At 66.8% G+C, this 25,208-nt stretch carries 28 protein-coding genes and 1 pseudogene; 16 read left to right on the top strand and 13 right to left on the bottom strand.

What is annotated here, in order from left to right:
• Positions 1-27: 27 nt before the first annotated feature.
• From SKC41_RS05945 to SKC41_RS05935, 3 genes are read left to right on the top strand one after another with little or no spacing between them, the layout of a single operon-like run.
• A complete protein-coding gene (locus tag SKC41_RS05945) occupies positions 28-1,137 on the top strand; it encodes a Re/Si-specific NAD(P)(+) transhydrogenase subunit alpha (RefSeq protein ID WP_330976774.1) in 1,110 nt (369 codons plus the stop codon).
• Positions 1,138-1,467, top strand: coding sequence for an NAD(P) transhydrogenase subunit alpha (locus tag SKC41_RS05940; protein WP_330976773.1), 330 nt, complete (start codon positions 1,138-1,140; stop codon positions 1,465-1,467).
• Positions 1,464-2,888 (top strand): NAD(P)(+) transhydrogenase (Re/Si-specific) subunit beta, encoded by a 1,425-nt coding sequence (locus tag SKC41_RS05935; RefSeq protein ID WP_330976772.1) that lies wholly within the window; start codon positions 1,464-1,466, stop codon positions 2,886-2,888. The genes SKC41_RS05940 and SKC41_RS05935 overlap by 4 nt, the downstream gene beginning before the upstream one ends.
• Here the strand turns inward: SKC41_RS05935 and SKC41_RS05930 are convergent.
• Positions 2,885-3,484 carry a TetR/AcrR family transcriptional regulator gene (locus SKC41_RS05930; protein WP_330976771.1) on the bottom strand — a complete coding sequence of 200 codons (600 nt, stop codon included), beginning with the start codon at positions 3,482-3,484 and terminating at the stop codon, positions 2,885-2,887. The genes SKC41_RS05935 and SKC41_RS05930 overlap by 4 nt on opposite strands.
• Positions 3,485-3,574: 90 nt before the next feature.
• On the opposite strand from SKC41_RS05930, the gene SKC41_RS05925 reads away from it, so the two are divergent.
• Positions 3,575-4,807, top strand: a complete 1,233-nt coding sequence (locus SKC41_RS05925; protein ID WP_330976770.1) for a cytochrome P450 — start codon at positions 3,575-3,577, stop codon at positions 4,805-4,807.
• Between the two features lie 131 nt (positions 4,808-4,938).
• Here SKC41_RS05925 and SKC41_RS05920 read toward each other — a convergent pair whose 3' ends face one another.
• On the bottom strand, positions 4,939-5,067 hold the full coding sequence (locus tag SKC41_RS05920; RefSeq protein ID WP_201263506.1) for a hypothetical protein: 129 nt from the start codon (positions 5,065-5,067) through the stop codon (positions 4,939-4,941).
• Positions 5,068-5,249: 182 nt separating this feature from the next.
• On the opposite strand from SKC41_RS05920, the gene SKC41_RS05915 reads away from it, so the two are divergent.
• The 3 genes from SKC41_RS05915 to SKC41_RS05905 all read left to right on the top strand — a co-directional run bounded on the left by SKC41_RS05915 (position 5,250) and on the right by SKC41_RS05905 (position 7,754).
• Positions 5,250-5,885 (top strand): TetR/AcrR family transcriptional regulator, encoded by a 636-nt coding sequence (locus SKC41_RS05915; RefSeq protein WP_330976769.1) that lies wholly within the window; start codon positions 5,250-5,252, stop codon positions 5,883-5,885.
• 106 nt (positions 5,886-5,991) lie between these two features.
• Positions 5,992-7,284, top strand: a complete 1,293-nt coding sequence (locus tag SKC41_RS05910; RefSeq protein ID WP_330976768.1) for an acyltransferase family protein — start codon at positions 5,992-5,994, stop codon at positions 7,282-7,284.
• Positions 7,281-7,754 (top strand): hypothetical protein, encoded by a 474-nt coding sequence (locus tag SKC41_RS05905; protein ID WP_330976767.1) that lies wholly within the window; start codon positions 7,281-7,283, stop codon positions 7,752-7,754. Before SKC41_RS05910 ends, SKC41_RS05905 begins: the two co-directional genes overlap by 4 nt.
• On the opposite strand, the gene SKC41_RS05900 is transcribed toward SKC41_RS05905, so the two are convergent.
• Genes SKC41_RS05900 through SKC41_RS05885 form a run of 4 tightly spaced genes read right to left on the bottom strand, consistent with a single transcriptional unit; the run spans position 7,751 to position 10,818 of the window.
• Positions 7,751-8,413: a response regulator transcription factor gene (locus tag SKC41_RS05900; RefSeq protein ID WP_330976766.1), complete on the bottom strand. Its 663-nt coding sequence runs from the start codon at positions 8,411-8,413 to the stop codon at positions 7,751-7,753. The genes SKC41_RS05905 and SKC41_RS05900 overlap by 4 nt on opposite strands.
• Positions 8,410-9,552, bottom strand: coding sequence for a MacS family sensor histidine kinase (gene macS, locus SKC41_RS05895; protein WP_330976765.1), 1,143 nt, complete (start codon positions 9,550-9,552; stop codon positions 8,410-8,412). The genes SKC41_RS05900 and macS overlap by 4 nt, the downstream gene beginning before the upstream one ends.
• Positions 9,553-9,588: 36 nt before the next feature.
• The gene (locus tag SKC41_RS05890) at positions 9,589-9,879 is read right to left on the bottom strand and encodes a YiaA/YiaB family inner membrane protein (RefSeq protein ID WP_330976764.1); all 291 of its coding nucleotides are present in this window, start codon (positions 9,877-9,879) and stop codon (positions 9,589-9,591) included.
• A 45-nt stretch (positions 9,880-9,924) separates the two neighbouring features.
• Positions 9,925-10,818, bottom strand: a complete 894-nt coding sequence (locus SKC41_RS05885; protein WP_330976763.1) for an alpha/beta hydrolase — start codon at positions 10,816-10,818, stop codon at positions 9,925-9,927.
• Positions 10,819-11,016: 198 nt separating this feature from the next.
• On the opposite strand from SKC41_RS05885, the gene SKC41_RS05880 reads away from it, so the two are divergent.
• Together SKC41_RS05880 and SKC41_RS05875 are read left to right on the top strand one after the other, a co-directional pair.
• Positions 11,017-12,117 (top strand): NAD(P)H-dependent amine dehydrogenase family protein, encoded by a 1,101-nt coding sequence (locus SKC41_RS05880; RefSeq protein ID WP_330976762.1) that lies wholly within the window; start codon positions 11,017-11,019, stop codon positions 12,115-12,117.
• A gap of 16 nt (positions 12,118-12,133) precedes the next feature.
• The gene (locus SKC41_RS05875) at positions 12,134-12,877 is read left to right on the top strand and encodes a glucose 1-dehydrogenase (RefSeq protein ID WP_330976761.1); all 744 of its coding nucleotides are present in this window, start codon (positions 12,134-12,136) and stop codon (positions 12,875-12,877) included.
• 54 nt (positions 12,878-12,931) lie between these two features.
• Here the strand turns inward: SKC41_RS05875 and SKC41_RS05870 are convergent.
• A pseudogene (locus tag SKC41_RS05870) lies at positions 12,932-13,539 on the bottom strand (nitroreductase).
• Positions 13,540-13,653: 114 nt separating this feature from the next.
• Between SKC41_RS05870 and SKC41_RS05865 the strand changes: the two are divergent.
• The gene (locus SKC41_RS05865) at positions 13,654-15,000 is read left to right on the top strand and encodes an FAD-binding oxidoreductase (RefSeq protein ID WP_330976760.1); all 1,347 of its coding nucleotides are present in this window, start codon (positions 13,654-13,656) and stop codon (positions 14,998-15,000) included.
• Here the strand turns inward: SKC41_RS05865 and SKC41_RS05860 are convergent.
• The 4 genes from SKC41_RS05860 to SKC41_RS05845 are packed head-to-tail and all read right to left on the bottom strand — an operon-like array spanning position 14,997 to position 17,822.
• A complete protein-coding gene (locus SKC41_RS05860) occupies positions 14,997-15,548 on the bottom strand; it encodes a TetR/AcrR family transcriptional regulator (RefSeq protein ID WP_330976759.1) in 552 nt (183 codons plus the stop codon). The two genes, SKC41_RS05865 and SKC41_RS05860, sit on opposite strands and share 4 nt — an antisense overlap.
• A gap of 54 nt (positions 15,549-15,602) precedes the next feature.
• Positions 15,603-16,442 carry a thioesterase family protein gene (locus tag SKC41_RS05855; protein WP_330976758.1) on the bottom strand — a complete coding sequence of 280 codons (840 nt, stop codon included), beginning with the start codon at positions 16,440-16,442 and terminating at the stop codon, positions 15,603-15,605.
• 20 nt (positions 16,443-16,462) lie between these two features.
• Positions 16,463-17,290 (bottom strand): SMP-30/gluconolactonase/LRE family protein, encoded by an 828-nt coding sequence (locus tag SKC41_RS05850; protein ID WP_330976757.1) that lies wholly within the window; start codon positions 17,288-17,290, stop codon positions 16,463-16,465.
• A 55-nt stretch (positions 17,291-17,345) separates the two neighbouring features.
• Positions 17,346-17,822 (bottom strand): SRPBCC family protein, encoded by a 477-nt coding sequence (locus SKC41_RS05845; protein WP_330978766.1) that lies wholly within the window; start codon positions 17,820-17,822, stop codon positions 17,346-17,348.
• 142 nt (positions 17,823-17,964) lie between these two features.
• Between SKC41_RS05845 and SKC41_RS05840 the strand changes: the two genes are divergently transcribed.
• From SKC41_RS05840 to SKC41_RS05825, 4 genes are read left to right on the top strand one after another with little or no spacing between them, the layout of a single operon-like run.
• A complete protein-coding gene (locus SKC41_RS05840) occupies positions 17,965-18,849 on the top strand; it encodes an acyl-CoA thioesterase (RefSeq protein ID WP_330976756.1) in 885 nt (294 codons plus the stop codon).
• A gap of 15 nt (positions 18,850-18,864) precedes the next feature.
• Positions 18,865-19,779, top strand: coding sequence for an LLM class F420-dependent oxidoreductase (locus tag SKC41_RS05835; protein WP_330976755.1), 915 nt, complete (start codon positions 18,865-18,867; stop codon positions 19,777-19,779).
• Positions 19,779-20,960, top strand: coding sequence for an acyl-CoA dehydrogenase family protein (locus tag SKC41_RS05830; RefSeq protein WP_330976754.1), 1,182 nt, complete (start codon positions 19,779-19,781; stop codon positions 20,958-20,960). Before SKC41_RS05835 ends, SKC41_RS05830 begins: the two co-directional genes overlap by 1 nt.
• Before the next feature lie 41 nt (positions 20,961-21,001).
• A complete protein-coding gene (locus SKC41_RS05825; protein WP_330976753.1) occupies positions 21,002-21,772 on the top strand; it encodes a ZIP family metal transporter in 771 nt (256 codons plus the stop codon).
• Here SKC41_RS05825 and SKC41_RS05820 read toward each other — a convergent pair.
• Both SKC41_RS05820 and SKC41_RS05815 read right to left on the bottom strand, forming a co-directional pair.
• Positions 21,741-22,430, bottom strand: coding sequence for a DUF427 domain-containing protein (locus SKC41_RS05820; protein WP_330976752.1), 690 nt, complete (start codon positions 22,428-22,430; stop codon positions 21,741-21,743). The two genes, SKC41_RS05825 and SKC41_RS05820, sit on opposite strands and share 32 nt — an antisense overlap.
• Before the next feature lie 9 nt (positions 22,431-22,439).
• Complete coding sequence (locus SKC41_RS05815; protein ID WP_442931668.1) at positions 22,440-22,865, bottom strand: winged helix-turn-helix transcriptional regulator; 426 nt, start codon at positions 22,863-22,865, stop codon at positions 22,440-22,442.
• 160 nt (positions 22,866-23,025) lie between these two features.
• Here SKC41_RS05815 and SKC41_RS05810 point away from each other — a divergent pair, with 160 nt between their 5' ends.
• Both SKC41_RS05810 and SKC41_RS05805 read left to right on the top strand, forming a co-directional pair.
• Entirely contained in the window at positions 23,026-23,946 is a 921-nt protein-coding gene (locus SKC41_RS05810; protein ID WP_330976750.1) for an NmrA family NAD(P)-binding protein, read from the top strand.
• Between the two features lie 58 nt (positions 23,947-24,004).
• Positions 24,005-25,174: a CaiB/BaiF CoA transferase family protein gene (locus SKC41_RS05805; RefSeq protein WP_330976749.1), complete on the top strand. Its 1,170-nt coding sequence runs from the start codon at positions 24,005-24,007 to the stop codon at positions 25,172-25,174.
• The last annotated feature ends 34 nt before the right edge of the window (positions 25,175-25,208 follow it).

The raw sequence follows: 25,208 nt of genomic DNA, 5'->3' as shown, positions 1-25,208 counted from the left end.
GAGCTAAGGAAAGTAGATGTACGCGCCATGACAGATGCGCAGCTAGAGCTCGTCAAGGTCGGGGTTGTCGCCGAATCCGGGACCGATGAGCGCCGCGTTGCACTGGTACCGAAGGCGGTGGCATCCCTGGTGAGCAGTGGTGTGGCCGTGGTGGTCGAGTCCGGTGCGGGTGCGCGGGCGCTGCTTCCCGACGAGCTGTACACCGAGGCCGGCGCCACCATCGGGGACGCGTGGTCCGCCGACGTCGTCGTCAAGGTCGCGCCGCCGACCCCCGACGAGGTGGGCAAGCTGCGCAGCGGCCAGACGCTGATCGGTTTCCTGGCGCCGCGCAATGCCGAGAACTCGATCGGCGCGCTCAAGGCGGCCGGTGTGCAGGCGTTCGCGCTGGAGGCGATTCCGCGGATCTCGCGTGCCCAGGCCATGGATGCGTTGTCGTCACAGGGCAACGTCTCCGGTTATAAGGCCGTGCTGCTGGCGGCGTCGGAGTCGACGCGGTTCTTCCCGATGCTGACCACGGCGGCGGGCACGGTGAAGCCGGCCACGGTGCTGGTGCTCGGGGTGGGGGTGGCCGGCCTGCAGGCGCTGGCGACGGCCAAGCGGCTCGGTGGCCGCACCACCGGTTACGACGTGCGTCCCGAGGTGGCCGACCAGGTGCGTTCGGTCGGCGCGCAGTGGCTCGACATCGGCATCGATGCGGCCGGCGAGGGCGGATACGCGCGCGAGCTGACCGAAGACGAAAAGGCCCAGCAGCAGCAGGCGCTGGAGAAAGCGATCAGCGGCTTCGACATCGTCATTACCACCGCGCTCGTACCGGGACGACCCGCGCCGCGGCTGGTGACCGCCGCGGCCGTGCAGGCGATGAAGCCCGGCAGCGTCGTGGTCGACCTGGCCGGGGAAACCGGCGGCAACTGCGAGCTCACCGAACCCGGGAAGACGGTCGTCAAGCACGACGTCACGATCGCCTCGCCACTGAACCTGCCGGCGACGATGCCCGAGCACGCCAGCGAGCTCTACAGCAAGAACATCACCGCGCTGCTGGACCTGCTGATCACCGACGGGAAGCTGGCCCCGGACTTCGACGACGAAATCATCGCGGCATCGTGCGTGACGCTTCAAAAAGAACGTGAGGACTCCTAGATGTACGACGAGCTATTAGCGAACCTCGCGATTCTGGTGCTGTCCGGATTCGTCGGGTTCGCGGTGATCTCCAAGGTGCCCAACACGCTGCACACGCCGCTGATGTCGGGCACCAACGCCATCCACGGCATCGTGGTGCTGGGTGCGCTGGTGGTGTTCGGGGAAGTCGAGCACCCGTCGCTGGCGGTGCAGATCATCCTGTTCGTCGCGGTAGTGTTCGGAACCCTGAACGTCATCGGCGGCTTCATCGTCACCGACCGGATGCTGGGCATGTTCAAGGGCAAAAAGGCTGCCCCGCAAGCTAAGACCGAGGAGCCGGCCGCCAAATGAACTACTTGGTCACGGTCCTCTACATTATTTCGTTCGCGCTGTTCATCTACGGCTTGATGGGCCTGACCGGTCCCAAGACCGCTGTGCGGGGCAACCTGATCGCCGCGGTGGGCATGGCCCTGGCGGTGGCGGCGACCCTGGTCAAGATCCGGCACACCGAATCGTGGGTGCTGATCATCGCCGGCCTGGTCGTCGGTGTCGCGCTCGGTGTTCCCCCGGCGCGGATGACCAAGATGACCGCCATGCCGCAGCTGGTGGCGTTCTTCAACGGCGTGGGTGGTGGCACGGTCGCACTGATCGCGCTGGCGGAATTCATTGAGACGAGCGGCTTTTCGGCGTTCCAGCATGGCGAGTCGCCGACCGTGCACATCGTGGTGGCCTCGTTGTTCGCCGCGATCATCGGCTCGATCTCGTTCTGGGGCTCGATCATCGCGTTCGGCAAGCTGCAGGAGATCATCTCCAGCTCGCCGATCGGCTTCGGCAAGGCCCAGCAGCCGGTCAACCTGCTGCTGCTGATCGCGGCGGTCGCGTCGGCGGTCGTCGTCGGCCTGCACGCCCATCCGGGCACCGGTGGAGCGTCGCTGTGGTGGATGATCGGCCTGCTGGCCGCGGCCGGCGTGCTGGGTCTGATGGTGGTGCTGCCCATCGGTGGTGCCGACATGCCGGTGGTCATCTCGCTGCTCAACGCGATGACCGGGCTCTCGGCCGCCGCGGCGGGTCTGGCGCTGAACAACACCGCGATGATCGTGGCGGGCATGATCGTCGGCGCCTCGGGTTCGATCCTGACCAACCTGATGGCCAAGGCGATGAACCGCTCCATCCCCGCGATCGTCGCGGGCGGCTTCGGTGGCGGGGGAGTGGCGCCCAGCGGCGACGGTGGGGGCGACAAGACCGTCAAGTCCACCTCGGCCTCCGACGCCGCGATCCAGATGGCCTACGCCAACCAGGTGATCGTGGTTCCCGGCTATGGTCTGGCCGTCGCGCAGGCCCAGCACGCGGTCAAGGACATGGCGACCCTGCTGGAGAACAAGGGTGTGACCGTCAAGTACGCGATCCACCCGGTGGCCGGCCGGATGCCCGGGCACATGAACGTGCTGCTGGCCGAGGCCGAGGTCGACTACGACGCCATGAAGGACATGGACGACATCAACGACGAGTTCGCCCGCACCGACGTCGCGATCGTCATCGGCGCCAACGACGTCACCAACCCGGCGGCCCGCAACGATGCCTCCAGCCCGATCTACGGCATGCCGATCCTCAACGTGGACAAGGCGAAGTCGGTGATCGTGCTGAAGCGGTCGATGAACTCCGGGTTCGCCGGCATCGACAACCCGCTGTTCTACGGCGAGGGCACCAGCATGCTGTTCGGCGATGCGAAGAAATCGGTGACCGCGGTCGCCGAGGAACTCAAAGCCCTCTAGGCGCGCGGTAGCGCCGCGACGACGGGACCGACCCACACGCCGAGCAGTCGGCGCAGTTCGGTCCCATCGCCGGTCGGCGGCGACAGGATGAACGACTGCAACGTGCGCAGCACGATCTGCAGGATGTCTTCGATCGCGGCGGGAGCATAGGCCGACCAGTCGACGTCGAGGCGGTCCAGAATCGAGCGTCCCAGCACGCGGGCGGTCTCGTTGGTGACGGTCACCTGCTCGGCGAACGCCCCGGTGCGCGACACCCGCAGCAACAGGCCGATGTAGGGGTCTTTCGGCAGGCGTTCCAAGGTCAGGCAGATGCCCTCGATCAATGCCGCCGCCGGGTCGGTCATCCCGTGTAGCGCCGTCGCCAAGTGGTCCATGAAATCGTCGGTCGCGCCCAGAGCGATCGCCTGGAGCAATTCGTCGGTCGAGGCGAAGTAGTGATAGATCGTCTGCCGCGTCACGTTCAGCGCGCGCGCCACATCGGCCAGTGTGGTCTGGTCGCCGCGCTCGTCGATGGTCCGGCGGGCGGCCGCCAGGATGCGGGCCACCGCCTCCTCGTCGGTGGCCGGCACGCTGCCACCCCATCCACGGGTCCGCACACCGCGACGATATCCGACCCGCGGCCGCCCGCCAGGTCATACGTCTAGTAGCCATATGTATGATCGGAGCACGGCTGTGAAGGAGACCACATGAACACGACGACGTGTCCGTTCGGAGAGAACTTCGATTTCACCGACCCCGACGTATTGCTGGCCGGCCTCCCGGTCACCCAATTCGCCGAGCTGCGCCGCACGGCGCCGGTCTGGTGGAACCCGCAGCCCGAGTCGATCTTCGATGACGGCGGCTATTGGGTGATCAGCCGCCACGAGGACGTCAAGGCGGTCTCCCGCGACGGCCACCTGTGGTCGACCAATCGCAAGGGCGCCGTCATGCGACTTCCCGAGGGCGTCACCGCCGATCAGCTCGAGCTGACCAAGGCCTTGTTGATCAATCACGATGCGCCCGAACACACCCGGCTGCGCAAGCTGGTGTCGCGACTGTTCACGCCGCGTGCGATCGCCCAACTCGAAGAGAAGCTGGCTGGGGCGGCGAAGGAGATCGTGCGCAACGCCGCGCTTAAGCGGGACGGCGATTTCGTCGACGACATCGCGATGAACCTGCCCCTGCTGGCGATCGCCGACCTGATCGGCGTGCCGGAGGCGGATCGTGCGAAGTTGTTCGACTGGACCAACGCGATCATGAACACCGACGATCCCGACTTCGACAGCGATCCCACCACCGCCAACGCCGAGCTGATGGCCTACGCCTACAACATGGCCGACGAGCGGCGCCGCTGCCCGGCGGACGACATCGTCACGCGCCTGATCCGGGCCGACATCGACGGGGATGCGCTGGGCGACGTCGAATTCGCGTTCTTCGTCATCCTGCTGGCCGTGGCCGGCAACGAGACCACCCGCAACGCCATGACGCACGGGATGAACGCGTTCTTCGACAACCCCGAGCAATGGGAATTGTTCAAGCGCGAGCGGCCGGCCACCGCGGTCGACGAGATCATCCGCTGGGCCAGTCCGGTGCACTGCTTCCAGCGCACCGCGCTCGCCGACGTCGAACTGGGCGGTGTCACCGTCCGCGAAGGCCAGCGGGTCGGGCTGTTCTACAGTTCGGCCAATTTCGATGAGGAGGTCTTCGACAATCCCTTCCAATTCGACATTGCGCGCAATCCCAACCCGCACCTGAGTTTCGGCGGCAATGGGGCGCATTTCTGCATCGGCGCCAACCTGGCCCGCATGGAGATCAAGCTGATCTTCGACGAGCTCGCCGAGCAGATCCCCGACATCACCAAGCTCGCCGAACCGCAGCGGCTGCGATCGGGCTGGATCAACGGTGTCAAACGCCTCGACGTCGCCTACGGGTCTGGGTAGGCGAATACGCGGGCGGCGGGTAGGACGCTAGTTTCTAGCGACGCGCCGTGCCACGCCGGGCCGTGCTCGGCGGACGGATGCCGCGGCTAGGGGTGCAAGCAGGCTAGGGTTCGGGACGCGAAAATGTCTGTCTAGACGGGCGGGTAGGCGGGCGGCGGGTAGCCGTTGCCGTCCTGCACCCCGCGCAAGCCCCAGGTGAAATACTTCATGAAGAATTCGATCTCGTCGCTTGCGTCGTAGTCCGGACTCGGATCCATCAGCGCTACCTCTCCCGTGCGACTAGTTCAAATAAAGAAGTCTAGTCGCATCCGTGCCGGTGCGACAGGCGCCCGAAACCTCCCGTGCCCTTAAACTGTCCAACCAGTTGATTGGTACTTTGCCTAGACGGGTTCCGAAACCAAGCCCATCGGGGGCCTGCACGCAGCGACGATAGTGAGTAGACATGTCATCCGACAGCATCACCCGCAACGGGTTGACCCGCCGCGAGGAGTTGCTGGCGGTCGCCACCAAGCTGTTCGCCGCCCGCGGTTACCACGGCACCCGGATGGATGACGTCGCCGATGTCATCGGCCTGAACAAGGCGACGGTCTACCACTACTACGCCAGCAAATCGCTGATCCTGTTCGACATCTACCGCCAGGCCGCCGAGGGCACCCTGGCCGCCGTGCACGACGATCCCTCCTGGACGGCCCGCGAGGCGCTCTACCAATACACGATTCGGCTGCTCACGGGCATCGCGAGCGATCCCGAGCGGGCCGCGGTGTATTTCCAGGAGCAGCCCTACATCACCGAATGGTTCACCGAGGAACAGGTCGCCGAGGTCCGCGAGAAGGAAGCCCAGGTCTATCACCATGTGCACGGGCTGATCGACCGCGGCATCGCCAGCGGCGAGTTCTACCAGTGCGACTCCCACGTGCTGGCGCTGGGCTACATCGGGATGACGCTGGGCAGCTACCGGTGGCTGCGGCCCAGCGGACGGCGCAGCGCTAAGGAAATCGCCGCCGAGTTCAGCACCGCGCTGCTGCGGGGGCTGATCCGTGACGAGACGATCCGCTCAGAGTCTCCGCTCGGGCCGTGAGGGCCCCCAAAAGGCTCTGGCCATGATCAGCTTGAGTAGAACTACTCAGCCTTAACGCGTAGAACTGCGCGGGACCTGGGGGTTGCTGCCCGGCAATGCTTTTCGGGTGCAAACACTTCCTAGCCCCGCCGAGCTGGCGGCCAATACGCCGGCCGATCGCGACCGCGCCCTCGACGTCATTCGCATCGTGTCGCTGATCGGCGTGGTGGCCGGTCACACCGTGATGGCCATCAGCGTCATCCGCAACCACGTGCTGATCTGGGACAACCTGCTGACCACCTCGGTGGTGTTTCAGGCGCTCACCTGGATCTTCCAGATCATGCCGCTGTTCTTCTTCGCCGGTGCCGCCGCGGGCCTGTCGTCCTGGCGGCCCGGGATCAACTGGGGCGGCTGGCTGATGAAACGCTGTACCCGGCTGTTCCGGCCGGTGTTCTACTACCTCGGATTCTGGGCGGTCGCGCTCACTCTGTTATATCCTGTTCTGCCCCAACACATTTACCAACCGGTCGCCGGTGTCAGCATCCAGCTGCTGTGGTTCCTCGGCGCCTACGTGCTGGTGCTGGCCGCGATGCCGGCCATGGCCCGGATCACCACCCGCACCCGTTTCGTTGTGGGGGTGGCCGCGGTCTACGGCGCGATCGCCGCCATCGACTTCGTCCGGCTGCACTACCCGGCCGCATCGGCGCTGGGCTACCTCAACATGGCGGTCTGGCTCATCCCTGCGATGTTCGGTGTCGCGTACCGGCGCGGCCTGCTGCCCGGGCGTGCCGCGCTGCTGACGGCCGCGGTCGCGTTCGCGGTCGACGTCGCCCTGGTGTGCTGGGGGCCCTACGAAGTCAGCCTGGTCGGCACCGGGCATCACGGACTGTCCAACACCAGCCCGCCGTCGCTGCTGCAGGCCGGCCACGCCATCGTCCTGAGTGCGCTGGCCATCGCGGCAATGCCCGCGATCACCCGATGGGTGCGACGGCCACGCGTGTGGTGGTGGACCGCGCTCGGCAACTCCGGGGCGATGACGCTGTACCTGTGGCACATGCCCGCCCTGCTCGGCATGCACCTGCTCTTCGATCTGACCGGGCACCCGCGCTACCCCGGCCAGTCCGACTACCTGGCCATCAGCGTGATGCAACTGCTCCTGATGATCGCCATGGTGGCGGTGCTGTTCCTGGCGCTGCGGCCGCTGGAGAACAACCCGCTGGCCGGCTGGGACGGCGCGCCGGCCATCACCTCGGTCGGCCGGGGTGTGGCGGCGGGCCTACTGCTGTGCGTCGCCGCAGTGGCGACCCTGGCCTCGATCAAGTGGGGGCTGAAGGACGATGGACTGATGTGCGTCACGACGATGGTCGTCGCCCTGTTGGGCGCTCGCGCGCTCGCCGCATCCGGCCGGGATCGGTCGTGAAATCCCTGCAGCAGTCGCCGGCCACCATCGTCGTCGGGTTGCTCGGCCTCGTCGGCTCCGCGGTGAACGGGCTGGGCTTTGCCGCCTGCGATCTCGAGCTGTCGAAACTGGTTCGCGGCCTTGGCTTTTTGTCGCCGCTGCTGTTGGTGGGGCCGTTGGGGGTCGGCCTGCTTGCGGTCGGCTTGCTCGAGGCGGTCGCCGCGGCGGGGCTCTTCATCGGCGCGGTCCTGGTGCTGTGCGGCCGCCGGGCCGGCATCTGGTTCACCCTGGTCGCCTCCGTTTCGGGCGTGCTGGCGGGTCTGCTGCTGGTGACACATCTCGTCTCCGCCACGCTGGTGTTCGGCAAAACCATGGCGGGGCTGCCCACCGATCCGGTGGCGTGGACCATCTTCGCCTGTGCCCTCGCTACGACGATATCGGCTGTGGGACTTGTTGTTTCGCGACCCGCACCGCGGCCGTACCCGGCCTAGGGCTCGCCGTCCAGCCCGTGCTCGATCGCGTAGCGGGTCAACTCCACGCGATTGGCGACTTGCAGCTTTCGGAAGGTCGCTTGGATGTGGTTTTCGACGGTGCGGTGGCTCAACGACAGTCGTTCGGCAATCTGCTTGGCCGACAACCCCTTTGCCACATGGCGCAACACCTCGGTCTCGCGCTCGGTCAGTCTGGGGCCGGCCGGCCCTGAGCCCTTGCTCCGGGCGATGCGCCGATACTCGCCGAGCACCAGTCCGGCCAGGCTGGGGGTGAACACGGCCCGCCCCGCCGCGGTGGCTTCGACGGCTTCTGCCAGTTCGGCTTTCGAGGCGCTCTTGACGAGGTAGCCGGTGGCGCCGGCCTTGACGGCCTCGAGGACGTCGTCGCGTTCATCGGATGCCGAGAGCACCAACACGCGCGACGAGGGTGAGACCGCCAACACCTCGGCCGTTGCCTGCGCGCCGTCGCCGTCGGACAGGCGCATGTCCATCACCACGACATCCGGCCTGACCACGGCCGCCCGCCGCCGGGCGGCGGCCACACTGTCCGCGGTGGCGACCACGTTGAATCCGCCCTCGGCGAGGTCGCGGGCCACCGCGTCGCGCCAGATCGGATGGTCGTCCACCACCATCACCGTCGCCGCGGTGTCCTCGGTCATGTGATCCCCCCGTCGCGCGGCACGCACAGTTCCCACTCCGCGCCTTCACCTGGGCGGCTGTGCAGCCGGGCACTGCCGCCCAGCGAAGCCAGCCGTCCCACAATCGATTTCGAGACCCCGAGGCGTCCCTGTTGGGCGGCTTCCTCCAGCCGGCCGTCGGCGATGCCTACGCCGTCGTCGCGCACGCTGACCGTCACCGCATCGCCCAGATCTTCCAGCAGCACGAACGCGTGGGCGCCCGCGCCCGCGTGCGCCGCCACGTTGTCCAAGGCATTGCCCACCGCGGCATCGAGCTCGGCGGCCACCCGGCGCGGCAACGCCACCGCGGTCCCCGGCACGCTCAGCGATACGCGATCGGATTCTCGGTGGCGCAGCAGCGTGCGCAGATCGATCGTCGCGCGGTCCCCGTACTCGTCGATGCCGGTGGAGGTGACCCATCGGCGCAGCGCGCGTTCCTGCTCACTGGCCAAGTCGGCTAATTCTGCTGTGGGACCGCCGATTTCGTGTCCGCGCTTGGCGACCAGCGCCAGCACCTGGATGGCGCCGTCATGCACCTCGCGGGACAGCCGCTCGCGCTCTTGAACCGCGGCGGACAGCTGAGCGGCGCGTTGCAGGTCGGCGTGGGCGCGTCGCGCGGTTTGAGCGGCCAAACCGATGGCCATGCCGATCGCCAGCTCGATGATGATCGTGGCGTTGTGGCTCATGTTGAGGTCGAAGTAATTCTTGACCGCGAAATTGGTGGCCATCACCACCAGCCCGGTCAGCATCCCGCGGACGGGACCGAGCTGGATCGCGGCCGAGATCGTCGGATTGCTGGCCCACAACGTCGTGGGCCAGGTCTGGTTTTCCGAGGCCCAGTGATCGAACGTGACCACCCGGTTAGACCACATCAGCGCTACGACGACCACGATCTCGGCGACCACCCACGCCGGCCTTCGGCCGAACCCGCGCAAGTAGGCGAACGCGCAGACCGCGCTCCAGCCGAGCAGCACCGCGAACAACACCCAACCCAGCGCGGGCCGGCGCAGGTCCGGGTTGATGGCGATCTGAAAGCCCAGCGCGTAAAGGCAACTCAGCAGCCGAAACACCTGCGCCGCGCGCCACAGCGGCGCCGTCGGATCGGGATTGGGGCGCGTCATCGCGCTCAGCATAAATCGGCGCGGGCGCGCCAGGGATCAGGTCGCGGCGGTGAACGGATTGTGTTCGGCGAACAGCTTCTCCATGCGCGCCTCATCCAGCCGCACCCGCACGGTCGCCGCCTCTTGCTGATCGCGGATCACCTTTGCCAGGGTGAACGCGCTGGAGACGAGGAACAACACGGTGATGCCGAGGAAGAGCCGCTGCCATGCGTCGAGCGGGAGATAGAAGATCCCGCCGAGCGCGCTGACGAAGCTGACTCCGAACGCGATCGCGGCCTGAATGAAAAAGGCGGGGGTGTTCTTCGAGATGCCATTGGGAATTTCCATGTGTCCCAGCATGCGAAAGCGCCCGCTGCCCCGGACAGGGTAGGACTACTCAGATTTCAGATGCTTGTCGAGGAAGGCGAGCTGATCGGCGACCACCCGCTCGAAAGCGTCGTCGACGTAGATCTCGAAATGGCCCTCGGGGTAGGTGTGCACCTCGCCGCGCGGCGCCTTGGCCGCGTGGCGCAGGGTCGCGTCCGCGGGCGCCAGCGAATCGTATTCGCACACGCAGAACAGGATTGGGCAGCTGACCTTCGGGGTGAGCAGGCCGGGCCGATAGGTGAAGACCTTCATCGTGATGCGCGCGGCGATCTCGTTGCGCAGTTCGACACCGTCGGGGACCAGCCGCAGGTAGCCCTCATACGAGTCGGGCGTATTCATCAACGCGACGTCTCCGGGCCTGCCCGCCGTGGCGATCATCACCGGAGGCCGGCCCAGCCGGGCGCCGACGACGTCACGGATCGCCCGCGCGGCAATGCGTCCGGCGGCTACCGGATTCGAGATCGCGCGCGCCGACGCGAGGCCGTCGGTGAACGGGCACTGCGCGACTACCGCGGCGATACCCGGCAGCCGGGCGGCCGTGGTTATCACATGACCACCAGCAAAAGACGTACCCCACAACGCGATTCGATCGTGATCGATACCGTCGAGGGTGCGGGCATAGGCCACCGCGGCGGCCCAATCGGCCAGCTGCATATCGATGTCGAGGACTTGCCGCGGCCGACCCTCGCTGTCGCCGAAGTTGCGGTAGTCGAAAACCAGGCAGGCATAGCCCGCTGCGCTGAACCGCTCGGCGTAGGCATCGAGGCGCATGGTGCGCACCCCGCCCAGGCCGTGCGCCATCACCAACAGCGGTACGTCGCCCACACCGGAGGGCCGATAGAGCCACGCGCTGATCCGGTCGTCACCGGAGGCGAATTGGACATCTTCGCGCTGAGTCATCGGCGTTCCATTCTCGAGGCGGCGACCCTTCCGCTCGTGAGCCTAAGCACACGGCGAGATTGCGCCCGAATTTTCGCACTGGGTTTACGCTCGCGACCGATCGCGCTCCCAGCCCCGCAAGACCCCGGTAGGCGGCCCAAAAATAGTGGACTAGTGTCTGGAAAAGTTTTCCAAGGCTGCATGGGACGGAGACTGAAGATGGCGATCCGCGTCGCGCACGTCGGTACCGGAAATGTCGGAGGCCTGGCCCTGGCCCAGCTGATCGCCAATCCGCAGTTCGAACTGACCGGCGTCAACGTGTCCACGCCGGAGAAGGTGGGCCGCGACGCCGGGGAACTGTGCGGCGTCGGCCTGGATACCCCCACGGTCACCGGCATCCGGGCCGTCAACGACCTGGACGCCATCATTGCCGACAAGCCCGATTGCGTCGTCTACTGCGCGATGGGCGACACCCGGCTGCCCGACGCGATGGCCGACGTGATGCGCATCCTTGCCGCCGGCGTCAATGTCGTCGGGTCGTCGCCCGGGCTGCTGCAATACCCGTGGGGCGTGATGCCCGACAAATACATCGCCCGTGTGGAAGATGCTGCCCAGCAAGGCGATTCGAGCATCTTCATCAGCGGTGTCGACCCAGGCTTCGCCAACGACCTGATCCCGTTCGCCCTCGCCGGGACCTGCCAGCGCATCGAGCAGGTGCGCTGCATGGAGATTCACGACTACTCGTCGTACAACGGGACCGAGGTCATGGACTACATGGGGTTCGCCAAGCCGATGGACGAGATCCCGATGTTGCTGCAACCGGGCATCCTCAGCATCGCCTGGGGTACCGCGATCCGTCAGCTGGCCGCCGGACTTGGCCTCGAGGTCGACGCAATCACCGAGTCGTACCAGCGCGAACCGGCGCCGGAGGACTTCGACATCGCGGTCGGCCACGTGGCCAAGGGCACGGTGGCCGTCCTGCAGTTCGAGATCCGCGGCATGGTCAAGGGCCACCCCGCGATCGTCATCGAGCACGTCACCCGGCTGCGGCCCGACCTGCGGCCCGACCTGCCCCAGCCCGCCTCCGGCGACGGCTCTTACCGTGTGGAGATCACCGGTGAGCCGTCCTACGCCGTCGACATCGTTCCGAGCAGCCGCAAGGGCGACCACAACCACGCCGCGATCGCCGGTGCCGCGGGCCGCGTCGTCAACGCGATCCCGGCCGTGATCGCCGCGCCGCCCGGCATCCGGACCACCCTCGATCTACCGCTCGTCACGGGCAAAGGTCTTTACGCACCAAGCACTTTGGTGACCACCTAACGAAAGGAGACCCTCCGTGGGTCGGGTAGACGGAAAAGTTGCACTGATCAGTGGCGCCGCGGGTGGCATGGGTGCCGAAGACGCGCGCCTGCTCGTCGAAGAGGGCGCCAAGGTGGTGATCGGCGACATCCTCGACGACCAGGGCAAGGCGCTGGCGGACGAGATCGGCGACTCCGCTCGCTATGTCCACCTCGACGTGACGCAGCCCGACCAGTGGGATGCCGCGGTCGCCACCGCGATCGGTGAATTCGGCAAGCTCAACGTGCTGGTCAACAACGCCGGCACCGTCGCGCTCGGCCCGCTCAAGAGCTTTGACCTGGCCAAGTGGCAGAAGGTCATCGACGTCAACCTGACCGGGACCTTCCTGGGCATGCGGGTGGCCGTCGAGCCGATGATCGCGGCCGGCGGCGGCTCGATCATCAACGTGTCCTCGATCGAGGGCCTGCGCGGTGCGCCCATGGTGCACCCCTACGTCGCGTCCAAGTGGGGAGTGCGCGGCCTCGCCAAGTCGGCCGCCCTCGAGCTGGCACCCCACAACATCCGGGTCAACTCCGTGCATCCCGGCTTCATCAAGACCCCGATGACCAAGCATCTGCCCGAGGACATGGTCACCATCCCGCTTGGCCGGCCCGGGGAGGTACGGGAGGTCGCGACGTTCATCCTGTTCCTGGCCAGCGACGAGTCGTCCTACTCGACCGGCAGCGAGTTCATCATGGACGGCGGGCTGATCACCGACGTGAACCACAAGGACTTGTTCTAGGGGTTCGGCCGGCGGGGCGTTGGCCGGCGCCGAGCGTAATGCCACAGCGAATATCTAATCCTCGACGAACACCACGTTCTTCTCGATTGGTTCGCGGCCCAGGCGAATCTTGTTGGCGGGAAAGTCCGGATCCGGGTAGCCGACCGATAAGCCGCACAGGATTGTGAACTGCTCAGGGATGTCCAGCTGCTGGTGGATGATCTCGGGATAGCCCGCGATCGCTACCTGCACGCAGGTGCCCAATCCGCTGGCGGTGAGCGCCAGCACCAGCGTCTGCAGGAACATCCCGACACCAAGGCTGTCGACCAGCCCCAGTTCGCGGTCCAGCAGACGATGGCCGCCAGCGGCGCGCGAAAGAACTCCCAATTGCGCAGCACCGCCGCGCGCCTGCCGTCGGCGTCGTCGCGCGCGATGCCCATCGATCCGTAGACCACTTTGCCCGTTTCGCTGCGAAAGTGACTGAAATGCTCGGGCAGTTCCGGGACGTTCGGTGGGCCCGACTGTGCCGCCTCGAGTAGCGCCGCCACCAGCCGGTCCCTGGCCGCGCCGGATGCGAACACCAGGTGCCAGGGCTGAATGTTCGAGTTCGACGGGGCGCGAATCGCCAAGTCGAGCGCGTTGTCGACCAATTCCCGGGCCACCGGCCGATCCGGCAGAAACATCCTGATCGAACGGCGTTCCCGGACCACTTCCTCGAGGTTGTCCACCCCACACTCCTCGCGTGTTCGGCCGAACCGTTGGATCAGTATCACGTCCGGGGTGCTATAACCGCGAACATGCCAGGCCTTGAGGACCTGAAGGGAATCGTCGGAGCCAATCACGTGGTCACCGACCCCGACGTGCTGTCCGGGCGCAGTGTCGACCACACCGGCCGCTATCGGGGCAAGGCCAGTGTGCTGGTGCGTCCGGAGTCCGCCGAGCAGGTCGCCGAGGTACTGCGGTTGTGCCGCGACGCCGGGGCCCATGTCACCGTGCAGGGCGGCCGCACCTCGCTGGTCGCAGGTACCGTCCCGGAGCACGACGACGTGCTGCTGTCCACCGAAAGGCTTTGTGCGCTAGGCGATGTCGACACCGTCGAGCGCCGTATCGCGGTCGGCGCCGGAGCCACGCTGGCCGCCGTGCAACGCGCCGCGACCGCGGCGGGTCTGGTGTTCGGGGTCGACCTCGCCGCCCGCGACACCGCGACGGTCGGCGGCATGGCCTCGACGAATGCGGGCGGACTGCGCACGGTCCGGTACGGCAACATGGGCGAGCAAATCGTCGGCCTGGACGTGGCGCTGCCCGACGGGTCGCTGATGCGCCGGCACAGTCTGGTGCGCAGCGACAACACCGGATACGACCTGCCCGCGCTGTTCGTCGGTGCCGAGGGCACCCTCGGGGTGATCACCGCGCTGGATTTGCGGCTGCATCCGACGCCGTCACATCGAGTGACCGCGGTGTGCGGCTTCGACGATCTCGAGGCGCTGATCGGCACCGGCCGCACCTTCCGGGATGTGGACGGGATTGCCGCACTCGAGTTGATCGACGGCCGGGCCGGCGGGCTGACCGCCGAGCATCTCGGAATCGCTGCACCGGTCGAGGCGGACTGGCTGTTGTTGGTGGAGCTGGCGGCCGACCACGATCAGACCGATCGGCTGGCCGACCTGCTCGCCGATGCACCGCTGTCCGCGGACCCCGCGGTCGGCGTGGATGTTGCTGCCCAGCAACGACTCTGGCGTGTTCGAGAATCGCTGGCCGAGGTGCTCGGCGTGTACGGGCCGCCGCTGAAGTTCGACGTGTCGCTGCCGTTGGCCGCCATCGCCGGATTCGCCGCGGACGCGGTCGCGTTGATCAACGATCGGGTCAGCGACGCCGTGCCGCTGCTGTTCGGTCATGTCGGTGAGGGCAACCTGCACCTCAACGTGTTGCGGGTGCCGCTGGATCAGGAGAAGGCGCTCTACGGGCCGATGATGGACCTGATCGCGCAGTGCGGGGGCAACGTCAGCTCCGAACACGGCGTCGGCAGCCGCAAGCGGGCTTACCTCGAAATGTCAAGGCAATCAACAGATATCGCTGCGATGCGATCGGTCAAGGCCGCGCTGGACCCGACCGGTTACCTCAACGCGGCGGTGCTGTTCGATTAATCGGCGACGGGTTTGATGCCGACGGCGTGCCGCAGCTGGGCCAGGAACTGCTCGGCGTCGTCGCTGCGCACGATGTAGTGCGAGATCGCGATCCGGATCACGGTCGCGGCCTTGACCGCGGCGTTGGGTCCGGGCAGATGCCGTTGCAGACCGTCGCGCATCTGCGGGATGACGTGGGCGAACTCGGCAATCGTGTGCTCCGGTTCGACATCGACCATGCGCACGCCCGAGTAAGAATGCTGGTACTCGACGATGAATCGCAGCACGGCGTCGAGCTTGTCGTAACCCTTGAGGCCCGCGGTGGCCCGCACCAATCCGCTTTCGAATAGCTGGCGCTCATACTGCGCGAACGCGCTCAGCAGCTCCTCCTTAGATGCGAACCAGCGATACAGCGTGGGGCGCGAGACCCCGGCCTGCGTCGCGACCTCGGACAGGCTGAGTTTGGTTTTGCCGTTGCGGCCCAGCACCTCGGCAGTCGCCGACAGGATCCGCTGACGCGTCGAAGTGTCGGTCTCGGTCTCTGTCGTCGCCCCGGCTGGCTGGGTCATATCTGAGACTTTACGAAGTATTGCCGAACTAGCCACGCCCAATGCCCTCCCATGTCAGGCCTTGGGCGGGCGCCGGCGCACCAGCACGGACTGCTGGATGGCCCCGACCGCGCCCTGCTCGTCGTACAACGTGCCGATCGTCGTCCCGATGCCGTCCGGCCCGTAGCTGGTCTCCGCACGAATACCGACCCAGTCCCCGTCGGGAACCCGGAACACGTGCACCGCCAGATCGGTGTTCAAGAAGGTCCACTTGGTGATGTCGAGCTTGCTGCCGATGCCGTTGGCACAGTCGGCCACCGCGAACAACCGCTCCAGCGGCGTCATCGTCTCGCCCTGGACCAGGTCGACCTCCGGCTTGATCCACGACTCGCCCGGACCGGGCTTCAGCGGCTCGGTCAGCCACAGCCACTCAAGGCTGTGCACGTAGTTGCGGTCCCACTCCTTGGCCTTGAGGTTGCGGTTGCGGGCTTCGCCGCGCGGCCGGGGCAGCTCCGCCGCCGCGTGAGCCACGGCCTGGGTGTCCTGCTGTTGCAGTCGCCAACCGCTGGCGCGCGCGACCGGGCGCGGCCCGCCGTCCGGGCCCGGCGCCAGCATCTCCGCGGTGACCAGCTCGATCTGTTTGCCGCCGCGCTGCACCTGGGAGCGCACCCAGATGTCGCCGTCGGCCGGCACCCCGCCGAGCAGGTCGATCACGACCCGGGACAGCCGGGTGTCGTCGCGCTTCTCACAGCGTTCCAGTCCTCGGACCAGCAGCGACGACACCGGTCCGCCGTGCTGGATCGCCGCCGACCAGGTGCCGCGGGACAGGTCCGTTGCCCGGAACTTCTCGCACTCCTCGTATTTTTCGCCGGGGGTGCTGGCGTCATCGATCAGCTCGTAGTAGGAGTCGGTCACGTATCTCCCTCTCGGGTGTCTCAGGGCAGCCCGGCGCCGGGCGTGGCAACCTGCACGGCGTCGAGCCGCGAGAGTTTGGTGCCCACCAGCCGCTGAGGATAGGCGTCGGTGCTCGACAGCAGAAACAGGATGCGACGCTCGGGGCCGCCGAGCGCGCAGGCGATGGCGACCCGTTCGCCCATGTCGATGCGGTCGGTCACTTCGCCGCCCTCGACGATCCGCTCGAATTGGTGCGCCAGCGTCATCGACGTCCACACCCCGCCGTCGGCGTCCAGCGCGATGCCGTCAGGCGGTCCGTCCAGGCCGTCCGCGAAGACCCGCCGATCGCGCAGCGCGCCGCCGTCGTCGATGGTGAACGCGGTAAGCCGCCGGCCGGTAGATTCGGCGACGATCAGCGTCTTGCGGTCCGGTGTGATGACCATTCCGTTGGGGAAGTCGAGGTCTGAGGCGACGATGGTGGCCGTGTCGTCGGGATCGAGACGGACGATCACGCCGCCCCCGACAGTTCGGGGGGCCTGGGATCCGACGTAGGCGCGCCCGGTGTCGTCGACGACCATGTCGCCGAGGTTGGCCGGTACCAGTCCGGTGAGATCGGCGATCTCCACGACGGTTTCCCCGTCGTAGCGCAGCACCCGCCGGTCCTCGGCCGATGCGATCAGCAGCGACCCGTCGGGACGAAAACCCAGGCCCGAGGGCGAGTGCCCGGGCAGCGGCAGCGTGGTGAGAGCGCCGCCCAGGGTCGAGGTGTGCACCGCTTCCCCGAGCATGTCGGAGAACCACAGCAGGCCCTCGAACCAGCGGGGGCCTTCGCCGAAGCAGAACCCGTTGACCAGTACCTCGGGGATCATCGGCTCAAGCCTTTACAAAACACCGCAGAAGTGTCATGCAATCGCGGCGTTGGTGTCAATCTGCTGCCCGGGCGAGCTCCCGCGCGACGGCCGCGTGATACTCGTCGATCCGCGCCGGATTGGCCTGCTCGAAGAGCTTGTCGGGTAGCGGGGCGTGCTTGGGCGCCTCAATGGTCATGGTGCGGGAAAACAGCGTGACGTCCTGGCCGGGCCTGGAGAACCGGTAAGACACCGTGATGCGACCCTCCAGGCCGCCGTTACCTTCGCGGTCGTGGCCCAGCCGTCCGATCGAGGTGAACACGAACTGGACGGGCCGAACAGCGACGGCCAGCTGCCAGCCGAAGACCCGGTCACCGTCGGGACCCGCTTCCTCCCAGGTGTCGCCCACCTTGAGCGGCAGCGGCGGCAGTTTGCCGATGTGCGCGCTGCCGGGATAGGTCTTCGTCCAGTTCTCCGGGTTGGTGACGAAGTCGTACACGGTCTCTGCGGACTGGGTGAACGCGGTCTCTGATGTGCTCGTCACGATGCCCAATTGCGTTGCCTCTCTGCGGTTTCCAGTGGCCTGTGCGGGCTCCGCCGCGGTGCACGCCGGAGTCTTGTTAGCCAAGCTTTACAAATCCTACTCAAAGTGTCACGCTGAGCCGGAAGCTGCCAACGCGAGAGGTGGATCGGATTTGACCACGGAATCTGAGCAGACTGAATGGACGGTTGCGGGCCTGCTGGATCTGTTTGATGTGCAGTCCGACGGGGACGACGACCGGTTCACCGGTCAAACCGGCATCGCCGTCGGTGACGAGCGCCAGGTGGTGGAGGGCACTCAGGTGCTGGCCCAGGCGATCGTCGCGGTGGCGAAACGATTCCCGGACAAGTCGGTGCGCTCGGCGCACGCGGTGTTCTCGCGTGCCGTCGTCGTGGGCCCGCCGATCGAGCTCGTCATCGACGTGGTGTCCGAGGGCCGGTCCACCGCGACCGCCGTGGTCGCCGTGCATCAGAACGGGCGGCGTTGCCTGAGCATCACGGTGCTGGCCGACGTCCCCACCGACGACGTCATCCGCCACCACCTGCCCAAGCCCGACGTGGCCGCTCCCGACGACGCCAACCACTCACCGATGCCGATGGTCGGCCGGGAGCTGCGGCTGGTCGACGTCGTCGACGTCAACAGCCCCGACGAGGTCGGCCCGCCGGAGCTGCACGCGTGGCTGCACTACGACCCGATTCCCACCCGAGACGATCTGGCCAAGGCGCTGCTGGCGTACTTCACCGGACATCTGGGGATCTCCACCACGATGCGCGCGCATGAAGGCATCGGCACCGCCCAGGCGCACCTGACCGTGTCCACCGCTCCGATGAGCATCTCGGTGGCGTTCCACGAACCGGTGGACTGGACCGGCTGGCTGCTCTACACCCATGAGAGCACCCAGGTCGGCGCGGGCATGTCGTACGTGCGCGGCACGGTGCACGCGCAGGAGGGCGAGCTGCTGGCCTCCTTCGCGCAGGAGGCGCTGATCCGGCCGCTGCGCACCACTGACACCGCGATCGACTCGCGCGCGCGATTCTGACGGCTGGGGATCCCGATGCGTTTCACGATCACCCACCCGATGCACAGCCACCCCTACAACCCGGAGCTGGTCAGCGGGGACGGCATCGGGAAGGTGGCCGCGGCCACCGAGGCAGCCGGCATCCACGGATTCGGTTTCACCGATCATCCGGCGCCGTCGCAGCGCTGGCTGGAAGCCGGCGGTCACGACGCGCTGGATCCTTTTGTCGCACTGGGTTTCGCGGCGGCCACCACATCGACACTGCGGCTGATCCCCAACATCGTGGTGCTGCCCTATCGAAACCCGTTCGTGGTGGCCAAGTCCGGCGCCACCCTCGATCTGCTCTCCGGAGGCCGCTTCACGCTCGCGGTCGGCGTCGGCTACCTCAAGCGTGAGTTCGCGGCGCTAGGTGTCAGCTACGACGAGCGCGCCGAGCTGTTCGAGGAATCCCTGCAAGTGATCCGGGCGATCTGGAGCGGCGACGACATCACGTTTGCGGGAAAGTATTTCAGCGCCCGCGGCATCACCGCGCACCCCCGGCCGCCGAGCAGCCCGCCGATCTGGATCGGCGGCAACACCACGGCGTCTCGTCAGCGGGTAGCGCAGTACGGCGACGGCTGGTGTCCGTTCCCCGCGCCACCGCAGCTGGCGCAGACCGCGGGCACCGCGGTCATCGACTCGCTGGACAAGCTCACCGCCGGCATCGACGATCTGCGGCGCCGCTGCGATGCCGAGGGCAGGGACTGGTCGGCGATCGACATCACCTTCACCAGCTTCGAAGGCGGTAGCCCGACCGACGACGCGTTCAACGCCGACGCCTACCTCGAGGGCCTGGACAAGCTGGCAAAGCTGGGGGTCACCTGGGTCAGCGTCCACCTGCCCGGCGACAGCATTGCGCACGCGCTCGAGACCCTTGATCGTTTTCGCACCCTGGTAATCGACGCGGCGTAATGGACTTCTCCTACGTCGACCTCTCGCCCGAGGACCAGGAATTCTTGGACCACACCCGGGCGTTCATCGCTGAGCACGTCACCGACGAGGTGCTGCGGCGTGATCGCGAGACGGGTGAAAACTTCAGTGAGCCAGTGCATCTGGCGCTGGGCGAAGCGGGTTATCTGACATCGGATTTCAAGCAGGAGTCCGAGGGGGGATTCGATCCGGTGCGCCGGCGAATCTTCCATCTCGAGATCGGCCGTGCCCACACGCCGTGGTTCCACTGGGGTACCACCGCGGTCGTCGCGCGTTTGGTCAAGCAATTCGGGAAGCCCGAACTCGTCGAGGCGGTACTGCCGGGCGTGCTGTCCGGTGAGATCCGGCTCTGCCTGGGTTACACCGAACCCGAGGGCGGCTCGGACGTCGCGACCTGCAAGACGCGAGCCGTGCGGGAAGCCGATGGATCGAGCTGGATTATCAATGGGTCCAAGATGTTCACCTCGAACGCGCAGAACGCCAAGTACGTCTTCCTGCTCACCAACACCGACCCGCAAGCGCGCAAACACAAGAGCCTGACCATGTTTCTGGTGCCGCTGGATTCGGAGGGCATCGAGATTCAGGGCATCCGCACGCTGGACGGCGACCGCACCAACATCGTGTATTACAGCGACGTGCGGGTCGACGATCTCTACCGCGTAGGCGAGGTCAATGGCGGCTGGACGGTGATGCGATTTGCCCTGGACGCCGAGCACGGCATTACCGAGGTCGAAGACCATGGCCTGCAGAATGTTTCGATGATGTCGGAACACGGCCATCTGATGGCCGAGGTGGCCGATGGAGTCGCGGCGATCCTGTCCAAGCCGGATGCCAACGGGCGGCGCCCGATTGACGACGAGTCGACGAAGTACCGGCTCGGTCGCTGCATGGCCCGCATCGAGGCGGCGCTGTCGACTCCCGGGACCTACGGACGCGTCGCGCTCATTCAGACCATGCGCGACGTCTCGCCGGAATTGATGGACCTGCTGGGGCCGGCATCGGCATTGCCCACCGGCACAACGGGTTCCGCGGACGACGGTGCCGTCGAGTTCATCTTCCGCCACGGCGTGCCCGCCGGGATCTACGGCGGCACCCTGGAGGTCTTCCGGAACATGATCGCCCAGCACGAGCTGAAGCTCGGGCGTCCCAGCTACGGTGGCTAGCAGCTCTCCTTCAACCGAGTTGCCGCCATACTCTTGAGGCCGTGCTGCTCCGAGTGGACGGCGGAAAGGTAGGCCGCGCGGTGGCCGTTCTGGTGGCCTTCGGTTCGTTCCTCACGACGTTGCTGGGCGGCTACGCGGCGCTACGTATCGGTTCCTACCGATATCTCGTGCTCGGTTTGGCCGCCGGGCTGATGCTCGGCGCGGTGGGCTTCGACCTGCTGCCCGAAGCGCTGAGCCGTGGCGGCGGTTGGATCTGGTGCGGGATTCCTGCTCCGCTCGTGGCGTTCGTTCTCGGGTTTCTCGTGCTGCACGTCGTCGAACACACCGTGGGTATCCATCGCGGTCAAACGATGAACGACGCAGTTATTGCGGACGCACCCGGTGTTGGGTTGTTGGCGGCATCGGGGCTCGTGGGCCACAGTGTCATGGACGGATTCGCCATCGGTGCCGCTTTCCAGGCGGGAGCGGGCGTGGGAACAGTGGTCGCGGTGGCAGTGATCGGCCACGATTTCGCGGACGGCTTCAACACTTACACGGTGACGTCGATTTACGGCAATGACCGCCGAAGAGCGCTGACACTGCTGGTCGCTGATGCCGTCGCGCCGGTTGTCGGTGCGGCCCTCACGCTGATGATGACCATTCCCCATCGGCTGCTTGCGGTCTACCTCGGCTTCTTCGCGGGATTCCTGATGTACCTGGCGAGCGCCGACATTCTGCCGAAAGCACACACCGGGCATCGCACCGCGGCCACCTTGGCCTGCACCCTCGGCGGGGTGCTGTTCATGTTTGCGATCGTGGCGCTGGCGAGCTGAGCGGCAATTCGGCAAGCACGTCGGCACGCGCGTCGTCGAAACTCAGAAAACCCTTGATGGGCAGGCTTTCCGGCGGCGGATCCGGGTAGCTCCACGCGATGTCCTCGACGTCACCCACCGACCAGTACGTCGCGAATCCCTTGTAGTTGCAGTAGCTCTTCGTCGCCGAAGGCCGCAGCAGATCGGTAAGCACGTGCGCAGGATCGACGTAAAGCCTTGGCTCGAGCGCGGTCTCGAACACGATCACGGTGTCGTCGGTATCGACCAGCACGGTGCCCGCGACGCTGACACGGAGGCGACGTGTGGTGGGCCGGCAGTCGACCCGGTGATAGGGGTTCGGCGGGTAGTGAACGAGTTCGCGGCCTTCCTCCAGCCAGCTGTCGACAGCATCCCACGGCACGTGCACGAAACCCGGTGCCGCCGACTCGGGTTCGGCCGGCAGGTCGCCGACCTCGTCGGCTCGGAACAGATAGCTCAGTGGGTGGCCCTGCCGGTGCACCATCAGCACCTGCTCGGTGTCGATCACCGGGTGCCCGTCCTTGAACGCCTGCACGCGGCGCGGGTGTGGCTCGATGTAGATCACGTCACCGGGCAGCGGGGGAGCGAATCGCCCGGCCGGATCGCTGCTGAGCGGACCACGTCCGGCGACCAGACTCATGTGCCCAGGCTAACGCCGGCGTCCGGCACTGTGGCCGCGTATCTCGATGTCCGTCGACCGCTTCTTCGGAACATCGGTATCGGCGGTCACGCGGACCGCCAGGGTTTCGCCGGTGTCGGCGTCGATGAACGACAGCGGCGCGGGTCCGTCCTGCAGGTAGCTGTCGCCCCACTGCACCAGCGACATGAAGACCGGCAATAGATCCTCACCGGCCTCGGTCAGCCGGTATTCGTCGCGGGCGCGACTGCCCGGCTCTCGATACGGGACGCGGGTGACGATCTGCGCCGCCTCGAGCTGCTTGAGCGCCCGCGAGGCCGCCGGCGCCGACGTCGCGGTCCGCTCCACGAAGTCCTCGAAACGTGTCGTGCCGAAGAACAACTCGCGCAGCACCTGGAATGTGGTTTTGGTGCTGAGCAAGTCGAGCACCTTGGACATCGAGCAACGATCGTTGACCGACCACTGCTCGCGGTCCTGCAGCCGCTTTTCGAACTCCACCGCAATCTCCTATGAATAACGCTTGCGTTAGTCAGCATACCGTGCTTCGATCTGAATAACGATAACGTTAGTCAGATGATTTAATCTACGAGGAGGCAAGATGTCGACCGAGAAGCTGTTTCTGATCACCGGGCCAACAGGCAACACCGGGGCGCCCACCGTCGAGATTCTGCGCGGAGCCGGCCACCGAGTCCGCGCGTTCGTGCATCGCATCGACCATCGCTCCGACGCGCTGACCGCCCTGGGCGCCGAGGTCGTCGAAGGTGATCTGCTGGATTTCCGTGCCGTCAGCTCCGCCATGGCCGGGGTGGACGCCGCCTACTTCTGCTACCCGATCGCACCGGGCACGCTGCTGCCCGCCACCGCGATCTTCGCCCAGGCCGCCAGCGAGGCCGGTGTCGACGCCGTCGTCAACATGTCGCAAATTTCCGCTCGCCGGGAAGCGAAAAGTAATGCGGCCCAGCAACATTGGATCGCCGAACGGCTACTGGACCGCGCCGCGTTCAAAACCACTCATCTGCGGCCGACCTTCTTTGCCGAGTGGTTGAAATGGCAATGGCAGCGCGATGACAACGAGGGCGTGCTGCGGTTGCCGTTCGGCGACGGCCGCCACGCGCCCATCTCCGGAGCCGACCAGGCCCGAGTGATCGCCGCCATCCTGCAGCACCCCGCGCCGCACGACCGCCAGGTCTACCCGCTGGTCGGCGACCACGAGCTGGACCACTACGGGATCGCCGACGAGATCGCCGACACGCTCGGCTTGCCGGTCCGCTACGAGCCGGTCTCAATCTCCGCGTTCGCGGCCGGCCTGTCCGCCGCCGGCTTCCCGGAGTTCTTCGTGCAGCACATCAGCAGCGTCGCCCAGGACTACCAAGACGGCATCTTCGCCGGCGAGAACAACCTCGTCGAGGTGATCGGCGGGCACCAGCCGATGACCGTGGCCGATTACGTCAACGCCAACCGTGCCGAGTTCGACCACGACGGCCGTTTCGTGCGGCGGGGGCAGCTCAAGGCGAGCTGACCGCCGGCGACCGGGGGCATGTGCGCGGTCCGGTGAGCCACGGAGTAGGAACTTAGCCATGGCAGGACCGGTGGAAGGCCTCAAAGTCGTCGAGCTCGGAGTGTGGGTGGCCGGACCGGCCGCCAGCGCCATCCTGGCGGACTGGGGCGCCGACGTCATCAAGATCGAGCCGCCGGCCGGCGATCCGGGCCGCATGTTCGGCCGGATGCTGGGCTGTGACCTCGGGGTCAACCCGCCCTTCGAGCTGGACAACCGGTCCAAGCGCAGCATCGTCTTAGACCTGACCACCGACGAGGGCCGCGACATCGCCTTCGAATTACTGGGCGACGCAGACGTTTTCGTGACCAACGTCCGCCCGGGGGCGTTGCAGCGCCTCGGCTTCGACTTCGAGTCGCTAGCCACCCGCTACCCGCGGCTGGTCTACGGCCTGATCACCGGCTACGGCCAGACCGGGCCCGACGCCGACCGGGCCGCCTACGACGTGGCCGCGTTCTGGTCGCGCGCCGGGGTGGCGCACCTGCTTACCCGGCCCGGCCAGACACCGCCGTTCCAGCGCGGCGGCATGGGTGACCACTCGGCCGGCATGACCCTGGCCGCCGCGATCTGCGCGGCGCTGCTGGCCCGCGAGCGCACCGGGAGCGGTCAGCTGGTGAGCACCTCGCTGTACCGGCAGGGCGCTTACACCGTGAGCTTCGACCTCAACACCTATCTGCTGACCGGTCAGCCGATCGCGATCGGCCAGCGCGAAACGATGGGCAACCCGTGCATGAACAACTACGCCGCCGGTGACGGGCGGCGCTTCTGGATCGTCGGCCTCGAAGGCGACCGGCACTGGCCGCCGCTGTGCCGCGTCGTCGGGCACCCCGAATGGGTCGACGACCCGCGCTACAGCGACGCTGCCGCCCGCTTCGTCAACGGACCGGAGTTGATCGCCGAGCTGGACGAAATCTTCGCCACCCGCTCGCTCGACGAATGGGCGCGGGCCTTCGCGGAAGAACCGGACTTCTTCTGGTCACCGATCAACTCGATCGAAGACGTCGTGGCCGATGAGCAGTTTCATAGCGCGGGCGGCATCGTCGATGTGCCCGACGGAGAATCCAGCATCGCGATGGTGGCCACCCCGGCGGATTTCCACGGAACACCGTGGGCGCCGCGCGCCCCGGCGCCGCAACTGGGGCAGCACACCGACGAGATTCTGGCCGAGCTGAAGGCCCGCCGCCACTCCTGATCGCGCGCAAGGAGCTTTACAAATTTCGGCAGAA

This window comes from Mycobacterium sp. 050128 (genome assembly GCF_036409155.1).
Lineage (GTDB): Bacteria > Actinomycetota > Actinomycetes > Mycobacteriales > Mycobacteriaceae > Mycobacterium.
The sequence above is the reverse complement of the archived record's forward strand: the minus strand, read 5'-3'. Positions and strand labels throughout refer to the sequence as shown.

What these genes read in the sequence shown, in the direction of transcription:
- SKC41_RS05945 (WP_330976774.1), top strand. Translation starts at nt 28, where the DNA reads ATGACAGATGCGCAGCTAGAGCTCGTCAAGGTCGGGGTTGTCGCCGAA.
- SKC41_RS05940 (WP_330976773.1), top strand. Translation starts at nt 1,138, where the DNA reads ATGTACGACGAGCTATTAGCGAACCTCGCGATTCTGGTGCTGTCCGGA.
- SKC41_RS05935 (WP_330976772.1), top strand. Translation starts at nt 1,464, where the DNA reads ATGAACTACTTGGTCACGGTCCTCTACATTATTTCGTTCGCGCTGTTC.
- SKC41_RS05925 (WP_330976770.1), top strand. Translation starts at nt 3,575, where the DNA reads ATGAACACGACGACGTGTCCGTTCGGAGAGAACTTCGATTTCACCGAC.
- SKC41_RS05915 (WP_330976769.1), top strand. Translation starts at nt 5,250, where the DNA reads ATGTCATCCGACAGCATCACCCGCAACGGGTTGACCCGCCGCGAGGAG.
- SKC41_RS05900 (WP_330976766.1), bottom strand. Translation starts at nt 8,413, where the DNA reads ATGACCGAGGACACCGCGGCGACGGTGATGGTGGTGGACGACCATCCG.
- macS (WP_330976765.1), bottom strand. Translation starts at nt 9,552, where the DNA reads ATGACGCGCCCCAATCCCGATCCGACGGCGCCGCTGTGGCGCGCGGCG.
- SKC41_RS05890 (WP_330976764.1), bottom strand. Translation starts at nt 9,879, where the DNA reads ATGGAAATTCCCAATGGCATCTCGAAGAACACCCCCGCCTTTTTCATT.
- SKC41_RS05885 (WP_330976763.1), bottom strand. Translation starts at nt 10,818, where the DNA reads ATGACTCAGCGCGAAGATGTCCAATTCGCCTCCGGTGACGACCGGATC.
- SKC41_RS05880 (WP_330976762.1), top strand. Translation starts at nt 11,017, where the DNA reads ATGGCGATCCGCGTCGCGCACGTCGGTACCGGAAATGTCGGAGGCCTG.
- SKC41_RS05865 (WP_330976760.1), top strand. Translation starts at nt 13,654, where the DNA reads ATGCCAGGCCTTGAGGACCTGAAGGGAATCGTCGGAGCCAATCACGTG.
- SKC41_RS05860 (WP_330976759.1), bottom strand. Translation starts at nt 15,548, where the DNA reads ATGACCCAGCCAGCCGGGGCGACGACAGAGACCGAGACCGACACTTCG.
- SKC41_RS05850 (WP_330976757.1), bottom strand. Translation starts at nt 17,290, where the DNA reads ATGATCCCCGAGGTACTGGTCAACGGGTTCTGCTTCGGCGAAGGCCCC.
- SKC41_RS05835 (WP_330976755.1), top strand. Translation starts at nt 18,865, where the DNA reads ATGCGTTTCACGATCACCCACCCGATGCACAGCCACCCCTACAACCCG.
- SKC41_RS05830 (WP_330976754.1), top strand. Translation starts at nt 19,779, where the DNA reads ATGGACTTCTCCTACGTCGACCTCTCGCCCGAGGACCAGGAATTCTTG.
- SKC41_RS05820 (WP_330976752.1), bottom strand. Translation starts at nt 22,430, where the DNA reads ATGAGTCTGGTCGCCGGACGTGGTCCGCTCAGCAGCGATCCGGCCGGG.
- SKC41_RS05815 (WP_442931668.1), bottom strand. Translation starts at nt 22,865, where the DNA reads ATGTCCAAGGTGCTCGACTTGCTCAGCACCAAAACCACATTCCAGGTG.
- SKC41_RS05810 (WP_330976750.1), top strand. Translation starts at nt 23,026, where the DNA reads ATGTCGACCGAGAAGCTGTTTCTGATCACCGGGCCAACAGGCAACACC.
- SKC41_RS05805 (WP_330976749.1), top strand. Translation starts at nt 24,005, where the DNA reads ATGGCAGGACCGGTGGAAGGCCTCAAAGTCGTCGAGCTCGGAGTGTGG.